Here is a 19,678-nt window from a genome sequence, read left to right on the forward strand (position 1 = left end):
CCCTGAGAAAATAGCTCGATGCCAGGTAAAACATTCTCTTAATAGGTTGATGATTGGCTGATTGTTGTAGCAATCACCATCACCAACCATGAAAAAGCCACCTCATTCGAGGTGGCTTTTTTGTTGTATGGTTTTAGAAGTCTTCTGAGCGAATCTGTGTCAAGACGTTCGCTTGTTCGACAGTTAGGTGGGCGGATATGGAATGCCTGTCAGCGCTGGAATAACGCTGAATGTGTGGATCTGAGTGCTGCTTTTGCTTATTTTGTCCTTCAGTCTTTTTTCCCGCTGCTGCTCATCGCTTTGTCTGTGGCGGCCAGGGTGTTTGGTGAAACAGATAGTTTGGATAATGTTTTGGCGTCGGTTACCCAGGTCCTCCCTCCTTCCGCAACCAACCTGGTGGATTCCACCCTGCGTGGGTTGGTGAATCAGGGATTTGGTGCAGGAATTCTTGGCGTAATTGTCTTGCTTCTAACTGCAAGTAATGCCTACTTAACATTGCAGCGTGGAGCTGATCGTCTTTGGTCAGACATTCTCCCGGACCCGGCGATTGACTTGCCTTGGTGGCAACAAGTGGTGCAGTTCTGTAAAACGCGTGTTGAAGCTTTTTTGACTGTCTTTGCTATATCGATTCTGATCGTCTTTCAGCAGTTGGTTCTCAGTATCAGACAGCTTCCGGAAGACATCCTTGGCGTTCTGGATGGTTTTATTCCTGGGTTGATGGCTCTTGTGCAATCCAGTCCCATTCTTCCCCTTGGGCGAATTCTCGTTCCAGCATTGATCTTGTCTTTGATGGCCCTGCTGCTTCAGATGGCCTTGCCCAGCCGGCGAGTTCCTAGAGCGCCTTTGATTCCTGGCTCATTGTTGATTGGTTTTGGATTGGCTTTGCTCAACAAAATTCTGAGCTTAAGTATCGTTTCTCTTGGTAATCGCTATCAGGCTTATGGGGTGATCGGGGGTGTTCTGGTGTTAACGCTTTGGGTTTGGTTGGTGGGTGTGATTCTTTATTTTGGTCAGTGTTTGAGTGTGGAATTAGCCGCAGTTCGTCTGGCCAAACCTCGGCTCGGGGAACCGAACAACCTGGCGCCTTGAACTTCGATAAGTCTCTGCGAAGCTGATCCAACGGACCATTTCCGTTGAGGCAAATGAATCGACCGCCAGCAGTGTTGTGGATTGCAGTTGTCTTGCTGTTGCTGGTGCCAACAGCGGCTGGTCGTCTTTTGCTCGATCTCGCAGGCGGTCTGCTGCTCACGCTCTTGGCGCTTCCCTTGATCCTGTCAGGTCTGGGGTGGATTGGCTGGAAGCTGTTGCAGTCGAGAATGATCACCTGCACTGCTTGTGGGGCTACTGGTCTGAAGGGCGCTGGCGTTTGCTCGTTTTGCGGGACGCCTTACCCCACCGCTGCAGACAACACTGGAGTTTCAGCTGCTCAGTCCACACCCGCGAGAGATCTCACGATTGATGTGATCGCTCAGGACGTGGATTCCGATTCCTGACCCTGCAGCTGCCGTTCCCGAAGAAACAGAAAGAACGGTGCCGCACAGGCAAAGGCCACTCCAAAGCTCAGAGGAATGGCCAGCCACCAGCCTTTGATCTTCTGGCGTGGACCCTCTACGCAGATCCACAGGGTGACCGCACTGGCCCCCACCAGTAGGTCAGCGCTCAATGAGCGTGAGGCCGCTGTGCTGTTCGCATCGGCGATGAACCGAGCCAAATCGAAGGCCTGACCGCCACCTTCAGCAATGAACTCCAGATTGGCTTTCCACGGCAGGATGGCTCCCAAAATTGCAAGGAGGAGATAGATCCAGGGCAGTGCCTTACGCATTGTTCGTGGGTTCAAGGGTTGTGGGGTCGAGTTCGACAGTCGACTGTTCGACGCTGTCGAGCAGGGTCTGGCAACGGCTGAGGTAAATCTCACCGTGGAGAACCCGTTGCTGCAATTCCGCCAGGGGCACACTGTCGTTCTGTAGCTCAGCGAGCAGCAGATCAAGGGCCTGCATGGCTTCTTCGTAGTTGAGGCCAGCGGCATCGCTGCGCCAGCCTTCCATGCGATCGCGTAACTCTTTGCTGGGTTGGCACTTGCTCATCAGGAGGTGGTTTTTGGGGAACTGCGTTGGATCTGATCGACCCGGGCGTCAAGCTTTCCGTCGCTCATCCGAATGCTGAGCTGATCTCCGATCTTGACGGATTGAAGGTCCGGGATGGCATCGCCGGAAGCATTGCTGACCAGGGCGAGGCCCCGTTTCAGCCAGCGTTCTGGAGACAGCGCTTTTAGCAACAGTTGTTTCTGCGCCAGCTCCTGGCGATGGCGCCTGATCCGCTCGAGAGGAGATTGTTGCCGTAACACAAAGGCCCGATCCTGGAGCCTTTGACGTTCGCGAAGGATTCGCCCCAGCAATGCGTCCCTCAATCGGCTTTGGCGTTGTACAAGCCCCTGGCGTGCAGCATCGCGGTCGGGCAGGAGCGCCACGATTGCCGCCGTGGGGGTGGCTGCGCGATGGTCTGCAACCAGATCTGCGACGGTCAGATCGTCTTCGTGGCCGAGTCCCGTCACCACAGGTACGGGGTAGCGCGCCAGCATGCGGCAGAGCGCTTCGTCATCGAATACCGCCAGGTCCTCCCGGCTTCCGCCGCCGCGCGCCAGCACCAGGGCTTGAATCCCTAGATCAACCGATCGTTCGGCCAGACCTTCCAGCGTGCGGACAATCTTGGAGGCCACTGCTCCCTGCACTGGAATCGGCACCACGATGAGTTGCGTCAGCGGCCAGCGTTCAGCGGCGGTGCGCAGCATGTCAGCCAGGGCGGAACTGGGCACACTTGTGAGCACCGCAATGGTTGAAGGTTGGCTCGGTAGCCGTCGCTGACGGCTGGGGTCAATCACTCCCTGCTCTTCCAGCAGCTGACGCACCCGTTCAAAGTCCCTCAGCACGGTGCTCAGGCTTGGGCGGATGTCCAGCGCCTGAACGGTGAGGCTGGCCCTCGCTGCCCAGAAATTCAGCTTGCCCACCACAGTGACGCCGTCACCGTCCTCGGGTTGGTAGCTCAGCTGGGCCAGTTTCGAAGCCCACACCACGCCCGAAATGCTGGCGGCGCCGTCGGTGAGGGTCAGCCAGAGGTGGCCTTTCTTGAGTTGAGGCCGCGAGACTGTTGCCTCTAACAAAAAACGCGGCGCAAAGCCGCGTTCAAGCAGGCTTCCGATGGCTGTGTTCAGTTCAGCAACGGAGTAAGTCGGAAGGCGATCAACGCTCAAGGCGGCTGTAGGCGTAACCCCAGTAGATGCAGACAATGGCCGAAATGCTGGTGACAAGAACGCCCCAGTGCTGGTGAATCTGAGTGGCGCCGATCGTGCAGATCACCAAGGCGCTGCTGAGCAGCCTTGATCCATCGCGTCTGTTCTGTACGTAGAGCGGTGCCAACGACTGACTCAGTGGAATGCACCCACTTTGATGCATCAGCGCTGGCCGATACCGAGGCAACAAAAAACCCCCCGGTGAGCCGAGGGGTTTTCTAGTTCCGCGGTGCGGAAATCAGCCGAGGCCGATCTGGGACAGGATGCCCTGGCCGGTCAGGAGCTCGGTGCCGAGACCGATCACGATGCCCATCATGGCCAGACGACCGTTCCAGGTTTCAGCGAAGTTGACGAAGCCGAAGCGTGCGTTGTCAGACATGAGGAAGAACCGATTTGGTTTGGTAACAATGTAACAAAGGTTGGAGTTTTGTTGCGAGTGCTAACGGCTACACGAAGGGGGATCCATTTCCATTGTTTACGCCTGCCCTCCACTTGACCTGCGTTTCGTGCGTGCGGTCGGCAGTGCCTGGCCGGGGTCGTCGGGCCAGGGGTGCTTGGGGTAGCGCCCTCGCATCTCGCGGCGCACGTCCTGATAGCTGCCTTGCCAGAAGCCTTTGAGATCCCGGGTGCGTTGCAGGGGACGTCCTGCCGGTGAGAGCAGTTCCAGGGTGACGGGGATACGACCATCCAGCACGTGGGGCCCGTCGTCACATCCGAACATCTCCTGCAATTTCACGGCAAGGATGACCTCGTCCCCTGTGTAAAGCAGTGTGGCCTGCCGGCCGGCTGGGATCGGGACGCGACGCGGCAAAAGCGCATCCAGCTGTTGTCTGAGGCTCCAGTCCAGATCGCCCCAGAGCGCTTCTTCCAGTGCTGCTGTGCTGATGTCGCCCCAACCCAGGCAGCCCTCCAGGGTTGGACCAAGCCAGATGTCAGCCTGCTCCAGCAGCGTCGTGAGATCCCTGGCCGGCCATGGGCTGCCCACCTGCTGATGCATCCATTCCAGCCGTTGGCGCAGCTGGTGGGTGCTGTCGGTCCAGGGCAGTGCGTCAAGGCTGGAGTTCTTCTGCAGCTGTTCGATGAGCAGGCTCCGGCATAGCGGCGCTGCTGGCGAAGGCTGTGGCGTGCGGCGCACCACCAATTCACCCAGTTTCAGCAGTCGTTCGGCGCGGATCCTCTGGCGTTCAGGATCCCAGCTGACGAAGTCCTGCCAATGGCCGTCTTGCTCAGCGATGGTCAGCAGGGTGCTCTGGCTCAGGGCCACTGCCATCTGGATGCGGGTGTCTCTGTCGCCCACGTCGACCCTGGCGACAGCCAGGGCCGGGCTCCCCTGAAGCGGATCCCAGGGAAGCAGCACGGCGCCGCGTCCCTGGCGCAACTGATAGCGACCGGTCTGGTCCGGTCGCTCTTGCGCTAGCCATTCCGGAAAGGCCGCCAGGATCAGATCGCCGGCGCTGACGGACGATCCCTGGTTCTGGGGTGAAGGGCCAAGTCGCTTCAGTTGGCGGTGGAGCTGCTGGCTGAGCGTTCGCAGTGATGGATGGCGCTGGATGCTGTTGAGCCGGGCCTCGAGATCGCTACCGATTTGGCGGCGATCGAAGGGATCCCTTTCGCTGAGGATTGCTGCCAAATCACACCCCAGCTGGGGGGCGCCCTGCTCATGGGCCTCCAGCAGCAGCATGCCGAGACGGGGGTGAACGCCCAGGCCGCCGATCAACCGTCCCCGCCTGCTGATGCGGCCGTCTTGCTCCAGCAGGCCGAGCTGTTGCAGGCCGTGCTGTCCCTTCTGCATGGCGGCTGCAGGTGGTGGGTCCAGCCATGGCAGTTCTTCGCCCAGTCCAGCGCCCCACTGGGCCAGTTCCATCAATACGGGCTGGGGATCCGCCAGCAGTAGTTCGGGGGGGTGGAAGCGTGGTCGTCGCTGTTGCTCCGCGGGTGACCAGAGGCGGATGCAGCTGCCTGGGCATTGGCGGCCGGCTCGGCCCCTGCGCTGCTCCGCACTGGCCAGGCTGGAGGCTGTCGTCTCCAGGCCTTCCATTTGGGTGTTGGGGTCGTAGCGCAGTTGACGGCTGAGGCCGCTGTCAATCACCAGCCGCACACCATCGATTGTGAGGGAGCTTTCGGCAATGGCACTGGCCAGGATGATGCTGCCGTCCTGGTTCGGATCGCAGCGCTGGAGGGCTGAACTCTGTTGTTGCAGTGGGAGTTGCCCATGCAGCACTTGAATGCGCCAGTTCTGCAGAGCCGCTGCTTCGGTCAGGGTCTGCCTGCAGCGTTCAATCTCCGCCAGTCCAGGCAGGAAGACCAGTACACCGCTTCCCTGAGGTTGCTCGAGGGCATGGTGCTCAATGGCGCGTAACACCTGTCGAGGCAGGGGTTCGTCCGGTCGTGGCGCTTGGTGATGGGTCTCCACCGGGTAACAGCGGCCTGGGCTTTCCAGCACTGTCGCTTCGGGCAGGCGTTCTCTCAGGTCGGACAGATCCAGCGTGGCGGACATCAACATCAACGCCAGGTCTGGATTCAGCAGCGGACGCGCTTCTCGCAGCAGCGCGAGGGCCAGATCCGCATCACGCCCCCTCTCATGAAATTCATCGAAAATTACGCAGCCCACCCCATCCAGTGAGGGGTCGCTCTGCAGGCGCCGCAGGAAGAGGCCGTCGGTGATCACCTCCACCTGGGTGCGGCTGGATCGTTTCTGTTCCCCGCGTACGGCATAGCCGATGCGGCCACCCACGTCTTCTCCGAGGCTCGTGGCGAGGCGGGCGGCGGCGGCCTTGGTGGCCAGCCGCCGCGGCTCAATCATCCAGATTTTTTGCTTCCCTGCGAAGACCCCCGGTCCTTCCGTCAGGGCCCCGATCAGCGCTAAGGGAACCCGTGTGGTCTTACCTGCCCCGGGTGGCGCCTGCAGCAGAACTGTTTGTCCCGGGCGAACTTCAGAGCAGATCCGCGCCAGCAGGGCGTCGATCGGGAACTGGCTCAAACCGGTGCTGCCGCTCGATTCATGGGACGAGATTCATCAGGCCCAACAGAAGCAGGCTGCTGATGGCGCCAACAGCGGCCAGCAACCGCACAAGGGGCCCGATGGAAACAACGAGGGAGGCCATAAAGACTTTCTTAAAGGCCGAATTGATTCCGGTCTAGCCCCTTGGTTTTCGCCTCGCTGCATTCATTCGCACGCCTTTACACACGCTGTGCCTCGATCAACGCACGTGGCGTGTTCCATCAACGGGGTGGTACTCCTCGCCGGTGAGTTCTTCGAACACGATCGCCGGAAGGCCGGTCTCGAACATGGTTTGCAGCGCCTCCTTGAGATAAGGGTTCCAGCCACCGGTGCTCACCTGGCCGTGACGGACGGTCCAGTCCCAGGTGCCCTGAAGGTCGCGGGGGATCCTGCCTTCCCGGTCACGACGGGCCACCAGATCAAGAGATTCGACAAGTCCCACGGTGATGGGGTCCTTTCCGTAAGCGGGAGTCAGGCTCAATTCCAAGCGAACCGGATCTTCTTTCATCAGCCGAAGCCGAAACCGGGGGGGCAGCTTGATGCCCTTGATGACCGCGGCAACGATGCGTGTTCTCTGATCCACTCAGGCGACCCCTGTCGACTCCAAGCGCCCAATTTATTCAGTGCCGGGTCCAGCGGCCGTCGAGGTCTCGTCATCGTCACCGCCGAAGCGCACCGTCAGCAGGTCTTCTTCTGTAATGCGTCCCTCGCTGTCCAGCAGTTCCGGGTGGATGGTGACCTGGCCAGTGCGGTCGATGGGATCGCTGCTGGGGCCACTGCTGATCGGACCACTCGCAGCACGAAAACCCTTGCTCATAACGCGGAAGGCCTGCCAGAGCAGGGCCACAAACAACGCGCCGTAGAGCAGCGGAAACAGTGAACCGAGCATGACCCTCCACCCAACTGAATCTCTTCATTCTCACGCTATCGGGATCCCGCTTGCACGCGGTCACAGCTTTGACATCGCTGGTGGCTTTTTTTGCGTCTGCTCTGCGTAGCGTCCAGTCAGCCGATCGCCCTGCAGCTGTGATGACCTCTCAGTCCCGCTCGCTCGTCGCCTCCGCTCTGGCAGGAGGGTTGTTGTTGGCCGGTGTTGGATCGATCCCGTTCATCGTTGGCCCTCAGGAGGCTGAGGCGCGGCCAGCGATCCGTCGCGACTCGTTTGTGGCCGCCGCTGTCAAGCGCAGTGGTCCAGCAGTGGTCACTCTGGAGACAGCTCGGACCGTGAATCAGTCCGGTGCTGCGGGGGTGCCGCCAGCCCTGATGCGGGACCCCCTGTTTCGCCATTTCTTTGGCATTCCACGCTCCACAGCACCGCGGGCCAGAGTTCAGCGCGGCCAGGGGAGTGGGGTCATTTTCGATGCCAGGGGTCTGCTCCTGACCAATGCCCATGTTGTGGAGGGGGCGGATCAACTCACCGTGGGGCTTTCCGACGGGAGAAGGGTGCCTGCCCGGGTGGTGGGCAAAGACAGCCTTACGGATCTCGCGGTGGTGCGTCTGGAGGGGGCTGGACCCTGGCCAGTCGCTGATTTAGGCGATTCTGATCGGCTCAGCGTTGGCGACTGGGCGATTGCCGTTGGCAACCCCTTTGGCCTGGAGAGCACGGTGACATTAGGAATCATCAGCAACCTCAACCGCAACGTTGCTCAGCTTGGGATTTCGGGCAAGCGTCTGGATCTGATTCAGACCGACGCGGCGATTAATCCCGGTAATTCCGGCGGGCCGCTCCTCAATGCCGATGGGGAGGTGATCGGGATCAACACCCTGGTCCGATCAGGGCCAGGGGCGGGGCTTGGTTTTGCCATTCCCAGCAATCGCGCCCGTGCCATTGCGGAACAGCTGGTGACCCTGGGCAAGGCCCGTCATCCGGTGATCGGCATTCGTCTTTCTCCGGTGCCCCGGCCCACGCCGACATCCCAGGTGCCAGCAGGAGCGGTCATTCGCTCTGTCCAGCCTGGGGGGCCAGCGGACCGCGCCGGGCTCAAGGTGGATGACGTAATCACGAGTTTTGATGGCAAGACTGTTGCTGACCCTGCAGCCGTGGTCAGTGCCATCGATCGCCGCGGTGTGGGAGCCACGGTTGTGTTGGGGGTGCGTCGCGGTGAGGACCAGGTCATGATCGAAGTCAAGCCGGTCGATCTGTCGGCCTTGACCTCAAGCTGAAGTCTCGACGTCAGACGTCGTCGGAGTCCCTTAGTTGTTCCACGCATTGGGTGATGCATTCGCCGTCGTCGAGCGAACAGGTGGTGATGCACTGGAAATAGGTTTCCACGGCGTCCCAGGTCTGCTCGTGGGTTTCCGCGCCTTGGGCTGATGAACCGCCAACGTGTTCGGTGTTGCCTGGGCCGGAAACCATTCTCATCGGGGCTGGGGATCAGTTTTGTCAGCCTATGCAGACGAAAACACCAGGTAAAGAGAAATAAGTCTTCCTGCCTAAGGGTGTGTGAAGTTTTCGGTGGGGTGGCTCGATGCTCGTCAAGCCGCCTTTTTGCGCCGGGCATCTCGAGCTTTCTGCTTTTCCTTATTGGCTTTTCGCTTGGCCTCTCGCTCCATGGCCAGTTCTTTCTCCTTGGCTTCAGCCCTTTCCTCCTCTTTTTTCTCGAGGTAGTAGTTGTAATCCCCCCGGTACATCACCAGTTCACCCTCCCGCAGTTCGACGATCCTGTTGGCCACGCGGGAGATGAAATAGCGGTCGTGGGAGACCAGTAGCGCGGCTCCTTCGTAGGCCATTAAGGCGTCCTCGAGCATCTGCTTGGCCGGGATGTCGAGGTGATTGGTGGGCTCATCCAAGACCAGAAGATTGCAGGGGGTCAGTAGCATTAGCGCCAGTGCCAGACGGGCTTTCTCGCCTCCGCTGAGCTTCCCGACCTCTTTGAACACTGAGTCGTTGCTGAAGCAGAAACTGCCCAGCAGCGAACGAACCTGGGTCTGGGTCCAATCGGGGACCGCTTCGTACATCGTGTCAATCACGGTCTTGGAGAGATCCAGAGCTTCGGCTTGGTTCTGTTCGAAGTAGCCCGCAATGACGTTGTGCTCCCCCAGTCGGGCACTGCCTTCATCGGGAGGTTCCACCCCCATGACCAGGCGCAGCAGGGTGGACTTACCCGCACCGTTGGGACCCACGAAGGCGATGCGGTCGCCCCGCTCCACCTCCAGTTCAGCCCCCAGAAACAGAATCTTGTCTCCATAGCTGTGGGTGACGTTGTCGATCAGGGCAACCTGTGCGCCTGAGCGCGGAGCGGGCGGGAACTGGAAACTCGGCCCTGCCACAGATTCGATCGGTGCCTCCACCCGTTCCACCTTGTCCAGTTGCTTCTCACGGCTTTTGGCCTGGGTGCTGCGGGTAGCGCTGGCGCGAAAACGATCGATATAGGCCTGTTGGGTGGCGATGTCTTTCTGCTGGCGTTCGAAGGCCGCCTGCGTGGCCTCCCGTTCCATTTGTTTCTGCTCCAGGTGGGCGGTGTAGTTCCCCAGATAGCTGCGGGACACCCCCCTTTCGGTGGAGACAATTTGATTGCAGACCCGGTCGAGGAAGGTGCGGTCGTGGCTGATGACGACGAGGGCAGCGCTCTGCTCCAGCAGGTAGGTTTCCAGCCACTGGATGGTCTCGACATCCAGATGGTTGGTCGGTTCATCCAGCAGCAGCAGATCCGGCTCCTGAAGCAAAATTTTCCCCAGGGCGATCCGCATCTGCCAGCCCCCGGAATAGTCCTTCACCTGCAGCTCAGCGCCCTCGGGGGTGAAGCCGATCGTGGGCAGGAGCTTGTCGATCCGGGCGTCGAGTTCGTAGCCATGCAGTGCTTCGAAACGGCTCTGCAGCTGTCCCAGTTGTTGGATCAGCTGATCCAGATGATCGGGATCTTCAGCAGCGCGTTCCGACCCCATCGCCTCTTCCACCTGCTGTTGGCGGTTCATCACTTCGGCGGCTTCACCAAAGGCTTGGAACAGCTCCTGGCGCACTGTGCGCTCCAGATCCACATCGAATTCCTGCTGGAGATAGGCGATGCGGGGTTCTCCCTGACGCACCACCTGGCCGCTGGTCGGTTCCTCGTGTCCGGCGATCAGACGCATCTGGGTGGATTTGCCGGCGCCGTTCACCCCCACCAGTCCGATCCGGTCTCCGGGTTTCACCTCCCAGGTCACCGCGCGAAGCACTTCCCCAGTGGGATAGATCTTGCTGACGTTTTCGAGTCGCAGCACCGGCGGAAGGCGTCCTTCCCCCCATCATCCCTGTCGGCACACTGGGGAAGGTTTCCGGAGGGTGCTCGCCATGCTGAAACTGGAGCAGCTGGCCGCTCTTGTGGTGGCCGCAGGCCTGGCGATCGTGAGTTATGTGCTGTTCTTCAGTTGGGCCGGAGGTGGTGGCTACGAACGCCGGCAGCGCGTCGAGCCCCAGGCTTTATTGAAGTCCGTCTCGCCCAACTTCAAAGACCGCCCCTCGCTTTAACCACCCAGCGGTTGCTGTCTTCATCGTTCAGGCTTGCCAGATGCTCGCGCACCTCTTGGGCTGTGACTGGCAGGCCCAGTTCGTTGCCCAGATTGCAGATGCTGTCCATGGCGCCGTTGGGGTCCTGGAGGGCTTGGCGGAACAGCGCCTGCGTCTGATCAGGATTGCTGCTGATGCGGGCGTACAGCGATGCGGCGTTGGAAGACATCGCGGTTTAAGCAACTGTTCAAACGCTATTCAGGACCGAAGGCCTTGTCAGGCGGCCTGTTCGATGCCGTCATCGAGCTGCCCCAGGGCAGAAGCATCTTCCATGCTGCGGGCATCCATGCAGAGCACCTTGCGCAGTTGGGCGTAGTTAGCTGCCTGGGTGTTACGCCCTTCCTGGGAGGCACCGTATTCAGCCCGCTGCAGCACATGGTGCAGGTGGGTCAAAAGGTAGGTGCTGATCACCGCTGACACCAGGACATCGCTGTTTTCGGCGCTGCGACGGGGGCGTCGCGACCGACTGCGTGATCCGGCAGGGCTGCGACGGGAGCGGGATGCGGCTTGTGTCATGGGGTTCTCCGAGGAGGACCAGTGCCCCCACCATAGTCATGGATACTACCCTTGACCACCTCTGTACACTTTTCACTAACTGAGCCTCTTTCTGGGGATCCGGTCGTGCCCACCCGTCAGACCTCATCCAGTGGGAAGCCCAAGTCCCCAAGAATTCAGGTGGTTCTGCCTGAGGATCTTTGTGAGCGCTTGACCGCCATGGCCGAGCTGGAATCCCGCACGGTGAGCAACATGGCGCGGGTGCTGATCCAGCAGGGGGTGCAGCGCCACGAGAAGGCTCTGGAGGCGTCTGCTCCCGCCCCAACACGCGAGGAGCGCCTCCGGTCGGCACTGGAATCACAGCAGCCACGCCGTCTGCGGGGAGCACCCCGGCGCTTGCGCCTGCACCGGCCTGGCTAGGCCTAGGCCGCTCCGATCAAGCTGGAGGCACCAGTACGCCAAGCACGGTTTCGCGACTAGCCCCTGTGACGGCAGGCACGTTGCCGGGGTGGTTCTGCTGGTGCCACCAGGCCAGCAGCGCGAAGACCAGGGCCTCTCTCGCCTCTGCCGGTACCCCGAGAGTGCTGCTCTCATCCACCTGGGCACCACGGCAGCGCCGGCGCAACTCGTTGATCAACACCGGGTTTTGGCTTCCACCTCCAGCGGTGATCAGTTCGATCGGTGCGATGCCGCGTGTCTGGCGCAGATGCTCCAGATCCTGGGCGACGATGGCTGCGGAGAAGGCCGTCAGGGTCGCGATGGTATCGGCCGCTGAGGCTCCATCGAGCTGATCCAGCCGTCGGTTGAGATCCTCTCGCCCGAAGCACTCCCGTCCGGTGGATTTCGGCGGTGCCATCTGGAAATAATCCTCCTGGAGCCAGCGCTGGATCCGGGCCTCATCCGCTTGGCCCTGCGCTGCCATCGCTCCTCCCTTGTCGAAGCTTTGGGCCCCAGCGGTGAAGTGGCGCATGCCGAGGTCGATCAGGCTGTTCGCTGGTCCGCAGTCCCATCCCAAGACCGAGGCATGGCGCTCCGCGCCACTGCATGGGGGGATCAGGGTGAGGTTGGCAATTCCGCCAAGGTTCAGCAGCGCCCGCCAGCCCTCGGTGCTCCCCAAAAGCGCCGCATCCGGCCGAGGAACGAGGGGTGCTCCTTGCCCACCGAGGGCCAGATCAGCGGCGCGGAAGTCATGGATCACAGGCCGCTGGAGCAGATGGGCCAGGAGCGGCGCCTGCAGCATCTGCCAGCTCGAACCCCGCCTCCCCTGGGCCGGCGGACGATGCCAGACGGTCTGACCATGGCAGCCGATCACTTCGGCTTTCCCTTCGGGATCGCATGCCATGACTGCGTTTGCCTGCGCTTCTGTGATCGTTTCCGCCAGCTCCAGCCAGAGGGATGCGGGCATTGCTGCTCCCTGGCCGGCGGCCACCACCTGCTGCTGCAGCTGGGGCGGGTAGGGCTGATGGTGGTGGCGAATCAAGGACCACTGCGGACGTTGGGCAGGGCCGTCGAAGCGCGCCAGCACGGCATCGACACCATCGGCACTGGTCCCGCTCATCAGCCCGAGGCAGTGCATTGGCTCAGATTTTTGGCAGGCGTTGCAGGTCGTCCACCAGCCCCATTACCACCAGAAGGTGACCCTCCTCGAGCACATGGGATGCCGGTGGGTTCACCATCAAGCTGCTTTGCGGCCCGGCCGCCAGCACATTGACCCGGAAGTTCTTGCGCAGATTCAGATCTCGGAGCGACCGCCCCACAAACGGTTCTGGAACCTTGATCTCCTCGATGCAGTGCTGTTCATCCAGGGCCAAGCGCTCCATCAAGTTGGGGCGAACCAGTTCAAGACCCAGGCGTTCTCCCTGCATCCGCGAGGGGAAGATCACCCGGTCTGCCCCAACCCGTTTCAGCATTTTTTCGTGGAGGTCGCTCGTCGCCCTGGCGATCACCTGGCGCACCCGGCTTCCCTCACTGTCTTTGGCGATCAACGTCGCGGTGATGCTGGCTTCGATCGGTTCACTGATCGCCACCACCACAGTGCCCATCTCAAGCACGCCAGCTTCCCGCAGAGCTTCTTCGTCGGTGCAGTCGACAACGCGGGCTTCCACGCTGGGCTCCACCTGACGCAGTTCATCGACCGCCCGTTCCGAGCGGTCCACGGCCAGAACGTCGGCTCCGTTCTGGAGCAGTTCGCGGCAAACGGCGATGCCGAAACGGCCGACGCCGATGATCGCGAAGCCGAGGCGATCGCTGCCCTGGATCGGGCTCCACTGCCACCACTCCTTCATCGCTCTATCCCCCGCTGATAGTCCTCAGACATACAGATCCTCGCTGGGATAACCGATTCGATTCTGGCGATTCATCTGAATTTGTTCCTGGGTCATCGCTTCCCAGATCGCACTCAATAGAAGCAGGATTCCCAGTCGTCCTACAAACATTCCCACCATCAGAACAGCCTGGCCGAAACGGGGAAGTTCAACGGTTACCCCGAGATCCAGCCCCACCGTGGCAAAGGCGGAGACGCAGGTGAACAGCATTTCCATAAACGTGAACGAATCCTTGCCGTTCAAATTGCTGGCGATGCTGATCAGCAGAGCCATGGTCATCACGAACAGCAGTGAGCCCACCGTGATGCCCACGGCCCGCAACACGACCTTGTCGCTGATGGTTCGGTTGCGGATCACCACGGCCTCACGGCCTCGCAGGGTGGATCGCGTGGCCGCCATCAAGGCAGCCACGGTGGTGGTCTTGATTCCTCCACCGGTGCCGCCGGGACTGGCCCCAATGAACATCAGCACCATCAGCAATAGCAGGCTGGATTCGGTGACGTTCTCGAGTGAGAGCGGAACGGTGGTGAAGCCGGCCGTGCGAGCCGTTACGGATTCAAATAGAGCCGTCAGCCAACGCTCAGGCAAGGGCATGCCCGTGAAGATTTCGCCCTGGTTCAACCATTCCGTAAGGGCTAAACCGCCTGCCCCGAAGGCGATGAGCAGCATGGTGGTGCGGAGCACAAGGCGGGAGTGCAGGCTCAGTCGACGTCGTCCTCGCCGTCTTCGCAGGAGCTGTGTGCTCATATCGCTGGTCACCCGCCAACCCAGGCCACCGGTCACGATCAGCAGCATCACGACGGCATTCACCACACCATTGCTCCGGTAGCGCTCGAGGCTGTCGGACCAGAGCCCAAACCCGGCGTTGTTGTAGGCCGAAATGCTGTGGAACACGGCGGCCCAGAGACGTTCGCTGTTGTTGGGAATGTCATCGAAGCCGAAGTGGTACAGGATCACCGCGCCCATCAGGATCACCAGCGTCGCCGTCAGGGCAATGCCACGAAAGGTGCGTCCCACGCCTCCTACGCCGAATTCGTCGAGGGCCTGGCCCCGGTCCAGGCGACGACGCAATGCTGTTCCCTGCACCACAAATCCCTGCAGAAATGTGGTGATGGCCATCAGGCCAAGGCCCCCGGCCAGGATCATCAAGGCCAGTACCGCCTGGCCGAAGGTCGTCAGGTCCGTGCCGATGTCGATGATCGAGAGCCCCGTCACGGTGATGGCGGACGTGGCTGTGAACAGAGCTTCCCAAAGCCCCACGCTGCTCGAGGAGCACAGCGGAGTGGCCAGAAGCAGCGTGCCGATCAGTACCACCAGCAAACCGGTCACCACGGTGAACTGGGGAACCGTGAGCCGACGATGCCAGCCCTGGCTGCGTTCGATGGCTCTTCCGATCGGCACAGGCGTGTGCGAGATCTGACCAGTGTTGTTCAGGATCCGCCGTAATGCCAGAGGATCAAGGCCGGCACCAGAATGGTCATGATCACGGTTAGGCCAAGTCCGTACCGTGTGACATCAAGAAAGCGATAACGGCCCGGACCGAACACCATCAAATTGGTCTGATATCCAACGGGGGTAAGAAAGGACTGACTGGCTCCAAACAGCACCGTGATTAGCAGTGCAGTGGGAGAGAGCTGCAGGGAGGGAGCCAGTTGCACTGCTACGGGCGCCAATAGGGCCACCGAGGCGGCATTGCTCATCACCTGGGTTAAAAGTGTTGTGCCGATGAAGATCACCATCAGTGCGGAGTAGCTCGGCCAGCCCTCCAGCCCCTGCTGGAGCACCAGAGCCAGGGCGTCGGCCAGTCCCGTGTTCTGCATGGCAACACTGAAACTGGTGAGGGATCCCAGCAGCAGAATCACGTCCAGGCGGATCGAGCGCTGCAGTTCTCCGAGGCGCAGGCAGCCGGTGGCGACCACGCTCACCATGGCCAACAGCACAGCGGCCACCAGGGGGATCGGGGTCAGACTGGGCAGCAGCAGCATCGCGAGGGCAATGCTGACCGCCACGGGCTTGCGTCGAACTGTGGGGAGGTCGTCTTCCAGTCGATCCAGGACCAACAGGTCATTGCTGGCCTGCAGACCACGGATGGAGTCGATCGGTGCTTGCAGCAGCAGCACATCGCCTTCCCGCAGGATGACTTGCCCCAGGCGTTCTTGGACGGTCTCTTGGCCGCGGCGCAGGGCGAGAACAGTGGCGTTGTGGCGCTGCCGGAACCGCAGTTCCCGCAGACTTGCACCGGCCAGGGTGGAGCCAGCAGGCAATAAAACCTCCACGGTTTTCTGTCCACTGGCCTCTTCGGTGTTCAGGCTGAAACCAGCGTTCTGCCCCTGGGTTGTGAGCTGAACCGTGTGATCCTGCTGGAGCCGCAGCAGATCAAGGCGTGTGACCCGCAACAGCAGATGATCGCCGGCCTCAAGACGACGGTCCGCCAGGGGTGGCAGGAGTCGCTCTCCACCGCGCTGCAGTTCCAGCACGTCAACGTCGAAACGACGTTGCAATCGACTGTTCAGGAGAGAGCTGCCCACCAGCTCCGACTCGGGTGGGATGCGCACTTCCGTGCAGTAGCTGCTGGTCTTGGGGCTGCCCTCGAGGTCATCCGTGCTGGCACCTCGGTCCGGCAGCAGCACCCTTGGAGCCAACACCAGATAAATGGCCCCTGCCAGCCAGACCGGCAGGCTGATCAGGGTGAAGCTGAACAGATCAAGGGAGCCGTAGCCCAGTTGCTGGCTGATGTCGCTCACCAGCAGATTCACAGAGCTGCCCAGCAGGGTCAGGGTGCCCCCCAGAACCGTGGAAAACGACAACGGCAGTAGCACCCGGGATGGAGAAATACCGCGCCGCTGGCACCAGCCCTCGACCACGGGAAGCAGGGATGCCACCACTGGAGTATTGGGAACCACTCCCGAAACCGGGGCGATGACAAAGGCCATCAGGGCGATCAGGCGGCGTGAGGAACGGATCCGTTCTGATGCGATCAGGGCCCGCAGTCGATCCAGCGCACCACTTTTGAAGAGTGCTGCGGAGACAGGAAACAGTCCCAACAGGGTGATCAGTGCAGGACTGCCGAACCCCGCCAGGGCCTCCTGTGGGTTGAGCACCCCAGTCGCGATCAACAAGCTCAGGCTCAGCAATCCTGTGAGCTCCGGTGCAATTACCCCGGTGATGAACAACACCACCGCCAGACCCAGCACGGCCAGCGTGATCAACGCCTGAGGGTTCTGAAGAGCGTTGCTCAGCTCTGCCATGGCGGCGAGTCGCCGGTCGTCAATTGCGGGGATTCTGCCCTGGGATCAAAAAATTGCTCGCGCATCCACTGCTGCAGGCCTTGCAGCCCATCCCCCCGCACGGCTGAGAGGAACAGTGCATCGGGCTCCCGCTGATGAATCGCTTCGATGGCGGTTGCCTCGCAACGGTCGATCTGATTGGCGATCACCCTGCGCAGGGCGGTGCTGCCGAGGTCATCGAGCAAGCGATGCACGGTGTCCAGGTGGCCTTGCCAGTCGGGGTCAGCCAGGTCCAGCACTAGCAACAGCACATCCGCGTGCAGTGCCTCCTCCAGAGTTGCGCGGAAGGCTTCTACCAGTGGGGCAGGGAGATCGCGAATGAAGCCCACTGTGTCGGTGAGCAGCAGCCGTTGGGGGCGCGCCCCAGGGCAGGGGAGGTCGAGTTTGCGCGTGGTGGGGTCCAGCGTGGCGAACAATTTGTTCTCTGCCAGCACGCGATCGCTCGCCCGTTTGCCACATAAGGCATTGAGCAGGCTGGATTTGCCGGCGTTTGTGTAACCGACCAGGGCCACCCGCGGCAGACCACGCCGCTGATCTCGCAATCGGCTGCGGTGGGATTGGAGCTGGCGCTGATCCCGCAGCAGCCGTTCGATGCGTCGGCTGATGGCTCGACGGTCTTTTTCCAGTTGTGTTTCCCCTGGCCCGCGCGTGCCGATGCCGCCGCCCTGACGCGACAGGCTGCTGCCCCGTCCCAGTAGGCGTGGCAGCCGGTAGCGCAGTTGGGCTAGTTCCACCTGGAGGCGCCCTGCAGCACTGCCGGCCCGCTGGGCAAAGATGTCGAGGATCAGCTCACTGCGGTCAGAGACCGGGCAGCTCAGCAGTCGTTCCAGATTGCGTGCCTGCACTGGGGTCAGCTCCCGGTCTGTGATCACCAGTGAGGCTTGGCAACGACGGATCTCGAGGGCGGCTTCCTGAAGTTTCCCGGAGCCCCAGACCGTCTGGGGATTGGCTTGGCCCCGACGCTGGCTGGTCAGAGCCACGGGCTGGGCGCCGGCACTGCGCACCAGTCCCTCCAGTTCAGCTAATTCACGCTGGTCGCGCTGCCCATCTCCGCTGGTGAGCGTGAGCAGGAGCACCCGCTCCTCTCCGGTGGCGGCTCGGATGGTTGCGGCTTGGGGTTCGTCTGGTGTGAGGGAGCAAAGGTCACGCAGGTCGCCCTGTTCGAACTCTCTCCACCCATCGGGCTGCAGTGGATCAGGAATGAGTAGTTCTGCCGGGCGCCCGCCATCGGCCGAGGGGCACGGTGCAAAGCGCAGCCAGTGCCTCGGGGCGATGTCGAGAGCGACAACAGCGTCGCGGGGATCCTGGTGAAGCCCTTTGCGGGCGAAGGGGCAGCTGATCAGGCGCCAGCCACCGCTGCTCCGCCGCGGTGTTGCTGGCAGGTGCTGCAGCGGTGAATCGCTGCCGGTGAGGGGGCCCAACCAGAGCAGCCGGCAAAGGCCACGGCCGTCGAGCACCAGATGCAGCGGCATCTCGAGATCCAGAACGAGATCCGCCAGTCGTTCGAGGCTCAGCAGATCGGCTCCGCAGCCCTCGGGATGACGCCGATGACTAAGGCGCTCCAGCTGGCGTTGCTGGCTGGGGCGCAGACCGCGGCAGCGCCCTCCCAGGTGGGATTGCTTCAACGGCTCAGCAACCAGGCGCCGGCGGAGCGCAGTCCCAGGGACAGTCCCGGTAGGCGGGTCAGGTACGTGGCCCGTCGCAACTGAAATGCCAGTGGTCCGGCCAGGGTGAATCCCATGCCAGTCAGTGTGGCGTCGCCGACCCCGAGGCTGAGCATTTCGCCACGATCCTCAAACTGGAAGGGTTGCGGCTCTTCCCCCATCCGCAGGCTTGCGATGGCTGCGGCAGTGGCATCCCCCTGCTGCATGGCCACTTGGGCGCTGGCGGGCCATGGGCTGTCCGCCCGCGCTGAGAGATCCCCCAGGGCAAAAGTATTGGCGCTGCCCACCAAGCGCAGGTCATCGTCGACGGCCAGGCGTCCCCTCTCCAGCACTGGTGTAGGCGAGATGGCTGGGATGGAGGGTCTACTCCCTGCAGTCCAGATCAATCCCGCATGACGTAAAACCACGCCATCTGCCAGAACGGCACTATTGGCCTGCACTTCGCTCACGCTCGTGTTCAGCTGCACCACGACCCCTTTGCGTTCCAGCGCTGCCTGGGCTTTCTCCCGATTGAACGCCGTGCTGCTGGGCAGGATTTCATCGCCCATTTCCACCAAGCGAATGCTGGCGGCTCCTTCGATCAGATCCGCGAGCTTGCAAGCCAGTTCCACTCCGGTGGGTCCAGCTCCAACGATGATTAGCCCTGCGTCTCCATCACGCTGCTTGAGCTGAGTGTTGAGCCATTGCTTCAGCCGGCCTACATCGCTGAGATCACGGAAACCAGAGCTGTGCTCCTGCACGCCGGGGATGCCGAAATCATTGACTTTCGAGCCTGTCGCCAGCACCAGTTGGGCCCAGCCCAATCGGCCTCCCGAATCGAGTTCGATGGTTTGGCTGGTTTGATCGATGCCAACAACGGTGTCTTGGATCCAGCAGATGCTGTTATTCAGCAGCTGGTCATAACGGGGGGCCACCTCCCAGGTTTGAAGTTCATCGCTGAGTAGTTCGTACAGCAGCGGTTGAAACAGAAAATGATCCCGAGGTTCGATCAGAACGATGGGGCAGCCGGGCTGCCGACGCTGAAGTGCAAGAGCTGTGAAAAGTCCCCCGAATCCACCACCAACGATCACCACGGCATCCGACGTGGACGAGGGTGAACGCATGAAAGAAACCGCTGGTTTGAGAACGATAGGAA

The 19,678-nt window shown here is 61.4% G+C and carries 23 protein-coding genes; 5 read left to right on the forward strand and 18 right to left on the reverse strand.

Features of this window, described 5'->3' with window-relative positions:
• Positions 1 to 156: 156 nt before the first annotated feature.
• Both NCN06_RS04750 and NCN06_RS04755 read left to right on the forward strand, forming a co-directional pair.
• Positions 157 to 1,089: a YihY/virulence factor BrkB family protein gene (locus tag NCN06_RS04750; RefSeq protein ID WP_226398664.1), complete on the forward strand. Its 933-nt coding sequence runs from the start codon at positions 157 to 159 to the stop codon at positions 1,087 to 1,089.
• A gap of 53 nt (positions 1,090 to 1,142) precedes the next feature.
• On the forward strand, positions 1,143 to 1,493 hold the full coding sequence (locus tag NCN06_RS04755; protein ID WP_166017687.1) for a hypothetical protein: 351 nt from the start codon (positions 1,143 to 1,145) through the stop codon (positions 1,491 to 1,493).
• On the opposite strand, the gene NCN06_RS04760 is transcribed toward NCN06_RS04755, so the two are convergent.
• The 8 genes from NCN06_RS04760 to NCN06_RS04795 all read right to left on the reverse strand — a co-directional run bounded on the left by NCN06_RS04760 (position 1,469) and on the right by NCN06_RS04795 (position 7,176).
• Entirely contained in the window at positions 1,469 to 1,822 is a 354-nt protein-coding gene (locus NCN06_RS04760; RefSeq protein ID WP_226398660.1) for a DUF2834 domain-containing protein, read from the reverse strand. The genes NCN06_RS04755 and NCN06_RS04760 overlap by 25 nt on opposite strands.
• Positions 1,815 to 2,084 (reverse strand): exodeoxyribonuclease VII small subunit, encoded by a 270-nt coding sequence (xseB, locus tag NCN06_RS04765; protein WP_226398659.1) that lies wholly within the window; start codon positions 2,082 to 2,084, stop codon positions 1,815 to 1,817. The genes NCN06_RS04760 and xseB overlap by 8 nt, the downstream gene beginning before the upstream one ends.
• Positions 2,084 to 3,247, reverse strand: coding sequence for an exodeoxyribonuclease VII large subunit (xseA, locus tag NCN06_RS04770; RefSeq protein ID WP_226423361.1), 1,164 nt, complete (start codon positions 3,245 to 3,247; stop codon positions 2,084 to 2,086). The genes xseB and xseA overlap by 1 nt, the downstream gene beginning before the upstream one ends.
• Complete coding sequence (locus NCN06_RS04775) at positions 3,237 to 3,413, reverse strand: hypothetical protein (protein WP_170952086.1); 177 nt, start codon at positions 3,411 to 3,413, stop codon at positions 3,237 to 3,239. Before NCN06_RS04775 ends, xseA begins: the two co-directional genes overlap by 11 nt.
• 111 nt (positions 3,414 to 3,524) lie before the next feature.
• Positions 3,525 to 3,665: a CAB/ELIP/HLIP family chlorophyll-binding protein gene (locus NCN06_RS04780; protein WP_115022585.1), complete on the reverse strand. Its 141-nt coding sequence runs from the start codon at positions 3,663 to 3,665 to the stop codon at positions 3,525 to 3,527.
• 96 nt (positions 3,666 to 3,761) lie between these two features.
• Entirely contained in the window at positions 3,762 to 6,266 is a 2,505-nt protein-coding gene (hrpB, locus tag NCN06_RS04785; protein WP_250398711.1) for an ATP-dependent helicase HrpB, read from the reverse strand.
• Positions 6,267 to 6,486: 220 nt separating this feature from the next.
• Complete coding sequence (locus tag NCN06_RS04790; RefSeq protein WP_115022581.1) at positions 6,487 to 6,870, reverse strand: DUF8663 family protein; 384 nt, start codon at positions 6,868 to 6,870, stop codon at positions 6,487 to 6,489.
• Between the two features lie 33 nt (positions 6,871 to 6,903).
• Positions 6,904 to 7,176: a DUF2973 domain-containing protein gene (locus NCN06_RS04795; RefSeq protein WP_115022579.1), complete on the reverse strand. Its 273-nt coding sequence runs from the start codon at positions 7,174 to 7,176 to the stop codon at positions 6,904 to 6,906.
• A gap of 140 nt (positions 7,177 to 7,316) precedes the next feature.
• Here NCN06_RS04795 and NCN06_RS04800 point away from each other — a divergent pair, with 140 nt between their 5' ends.
• The gene (locus NCN06_RS04800; protein WP_250398712.1) at positions 7,317 to 8,450 is read left to right on the forward strand and encodes a trypsin-like peptidase domain-containing protein; all 1,134 of its coding nucleotides are present in this window, start codon (positions 7,317 to 7,319) and stop codon (positions 8,448 to 8,450) included.
• A gap of 10 nt (positions 8,451 to 8,460) precedes the next feature.
• On the opposite strand, the gene NCN06_RS04805 is transcribed toward NCN06_RS04800, so the two are convergent.
• Positions 8,461 to 8,643: a DUF8642 family protein gene (locus NCN06_RS04805; RefSeq protein WP_502988826.1), complete on the reverse strand. Its 183-nt coding sequence runs from the start codon at positions 8,641 to 8,643 to the stop codon at positions 8,461 to 8,463.
• A 119-nt stretch (positions 8,644 to 8,762) separates the two neighbouring features.
• Positions 8,763 to 10,487, reverse strand: a complete 1,725-nt coding sequence (locus tag NCN06_RS04810) for an ABC-F family ATP-binding cassette domain-containing protein (protein ID WP_350223180.1) — start codon at positions 10,485 to 10,487, stop codon at positions 8,763 to 8,765.
• A gap of 70 nt (positions 10,488 to 10,557) precedes the next feature.
• On the opposite strand from NCN06_RS04810, the gene NCN06_RS04815 reads away from it, so the two are divergent.
• Positions 10,558 to 10,734: a hypothetical protein gene (locus NCN06_RS04815; protein WP_226398652.1), complete on the forward strand. Its 177-nt coding sequence runs from the start codon at positions 10,558 to 10,560 to the stop codon at positions 10,732 to 10,734.
• Here the strand turns inward: NCN06_RS04815 and NCN06_RS04820 are convergent.
• Positions 10,712 to 10,942, reverse strand: a complete 231-nt coding sequence (locus NCN06_RS04820) for a DUF8665 family protein (protein WP_226398651.1) — start codon at positions 10,940 to 10,942, stop codon at positions 10,712 to 10,714. The genes NCN06_RS04815 and NCN06_RS04820 overlap by 23 nt on opposite strands.
• 47 nt (positions 10,943 to 10,989) lie before the next feature.
• Positions 10,990 to 11,289, reverse strand: coding sequence for a DUF8682 family protein (locus tag NCN06_RS04825; RefSeq protein ID WP_226423355.1), 300 nt, complete (start codon positions 11,287 to 11,289; stop codon positions 10,990 to 10,992).
• Between the two features lie 105 nt (positions 11,290 to 11,394).
• Here NCN06_RS04825 and NCN06_RS04830 point away from each other — a divergent pair, with 105 nt between their 5' ends.
• Entirely contained in the window at positions 11,395 to 11,688 is a 294-nt protein-coding gene (locus NCN06_RS04830; protein ID WP_115022570.1) for a ribbon-helix-helix domain-containing protein, read from the forward strand.
• A gap of 16 nt (positions 11,689 to 11,704) precedes the next feature.
• Here the strand turns inward: NCN06_RS04830 and NCN06_RS04835 are convergent, their stop codons facing one another.
• The 6 genes from NCN06_RS04835 to NCN06_RS04860 are packed head-to-tail and all read right to left on the reverse strand — an operon-like array spanning position 11,705 to position 19,646.
• Positions 11,705 to 12,844, reverse strand: coding sequence for an anhydro-N-acetylmuramic acid kinase (locus NCN06_RS04835; protein WP_226398650.1), 1,140 nt, complete (start codon positions 12,842 to 12,844; stop codon positions 11,705 to 11,707).
• Positions 12,845 to 12,848: 4 nt separating this feature from the next.
• Positions 12,849 to 13,553, reverse strand: coding sequence for a potassium channel family protein (locus tag NCN06_RS04840; RefSeq protein ID WP_115022567.1), 705 nt, complete (start codon positions 13,551 to 13,553; stop codon positions 12,849 to 12,851).
• A gap of 24 nt (positions 13,554 to 13,577) precedes the next feature.
• Positions 13,578 to 14,993 carry a TrkH family potassium uptake protein gene (locus NCN06_RS04845; RefSeq protein WP_226423353.1) on the reverse strand — a complete coding sequence of 472 codons (1,416 nt, stop codon included), beginning with the start codon at positions 14,991 to 14,993 and terminating at the stop codon, positions 13,578 to 13,580.
• Between the two features lie 29 nt (positions 14,994 to 15,022).
• On the reverse strand, positions 15,023 to 16,840 hold the full coding sequence (locus NCN06_RS04850; RefSeq protein ID WP_226423352.1) for an SLC13 family permease: 1,818 nt from the start codon (positions 16,838 to 16,840) through the stop codon (positions 15,023 to 15,025).
• Entirely contained in the window at positions 16,828 to 18,504 is a 1,677-nt protein-coding gene (gene hflX / locus NCN06_RS04855) for a GTPase HflX (RefSeq protein WP_226423350.1), read from the reverse strand. The genes NCN06_RS04850 and hflX overlap by 13 nt, the downstream gene beginning before the upstream one ends.
• Positions 18,501 to 19,646, reverse strand: a complete 1,146-nt coding sequence (locus NCN06_RS04860) for an NAD(P)/FAD-dependent oxidoreductase (RefSeq protein WP_226398648.1) — start codon at positions 19,644 to 19,646, stop codon at positions 18,501 to 18,503. Before NCN06_RS04860 ends, hflX begins: the two co-directional genes overlap by 4 nt.
• Positions 19,647 to 19,678 lie beyond the last annotated feature (32 nt).

This window comes from Synechococcus sp. MU1648 (assembly GCF_023630615.1).
In the GTDB taxonomy this organism is placed as follows: Bacteria; Cyanobacteriota; Cyanobacteriia; order PCC-6307; family Cyanobiaceae; genus Parasynechococcus.

Excerpts from the sequence above, each read along its gene's own strand:
- NCN06_RS04840 (WP_115022567.1), bottom strand. The coding sequence starts at position 13,553 with ATGAAGGAGTGGTGGCAGTGGAGCCCGATCCAGGGCAGCGATCGCCTC.
- xseB (WP_226398659.1), bottom strand. The coding sequence starts at position 2,084 with ATGAGCAAGTGCCAACCCAGCAAAGAGTTACGCGATCGCATGGAAGGC.
- NCN06_RS04760 (WP_226398660.1), bottom strand. The coding sequence starts at position 1,822 with ATGCGTAAGGCACTGCCCTGGATCTATCTCCTCCTTGCAATTTTGGGA.
- NCN06_RS04755 (WP_166017687.1), top strand. The coding sequence starts at position 1,143 with ATGAATCGACCGCCAGCAGTGTTGTGGATTGCAGTTGTCTTGCTGTTG.
- NCN06_RS04820 (WP_226398651.1), bottom strand. The coding sequence starts at position 10,942 with ATGTCTTCCAACGCCGCATCGCTGTACGCCCGCATCAGCAGCAATCCT.
- NCN06_RS04835 (WP_226398650.1), bottom strand. The coding sequence starts at position 12,844 with ATGCACTGCCTCGGGCTGATGAGCGGGACCAGTGCCGATGGTGTCGAT.
- NCN06_RS04800 (WP_250398712.1), top strand. The coding sequence starts at position 7,317 with ATGACCTCTCAGTCCCGCTCGCTCGTCGCCTCCGCTCTGGCAGGAGGG.
- NCN06_RS04860 (WP_226398648.1), bottom strand. The coding sequence starts at position 19,646 with ATGCGTTCACCCTCGTCCACGTCGGATGCCGTGGTGATCGTTGGTGGT.
- NCN06_RS04795 (WP_115022579.1), bottom strand. The coding sequence starts at position 7,176 with ATGCTCGGTTCACTGTTTCCGCTGCTCTACGGCGCGTTGTTTGTGGCC.
- NCN06_RS04815 (WP_226398652.1), top strand. The coding sequence starts at position 10,558 with ATGCTGAAACTGGAGCAGCTGGCCGCTCTTGTGGTGGCCGCAGGCCTG.
- NCN06_RS04825 (WP_226423355.1), bottom strand. The coding sequence starts at position 11,289 with ATGACACAAGCCGCATCCCGCTCCCGTCGCAGCCCTGCCGGATCACGC.
- NCN06_RS04805 (WP_502988826.1), bottom strand. The coding sequence starts at position 8,643 with ATGGTTTCCGGCCCAGGCAACACCGAACACGTTGGCGGTTCATCAGCC.
- NCN06_RS04780 (WP_115022585.1), bottom strand. The coding sequence starts at position 3,665 with ATGTCTGACAACGCACGCTTCGGCTTCGTCAACTTCGCTGAAACCTGG.
- NCN06_RS04850 (WP_226423352.1), bottom strand. The coding sequence starts at position 16,840 with ATGGCAGAGCTGAGCAACGCTCTTCAGAACCCTCAGGCGTTGATCACG.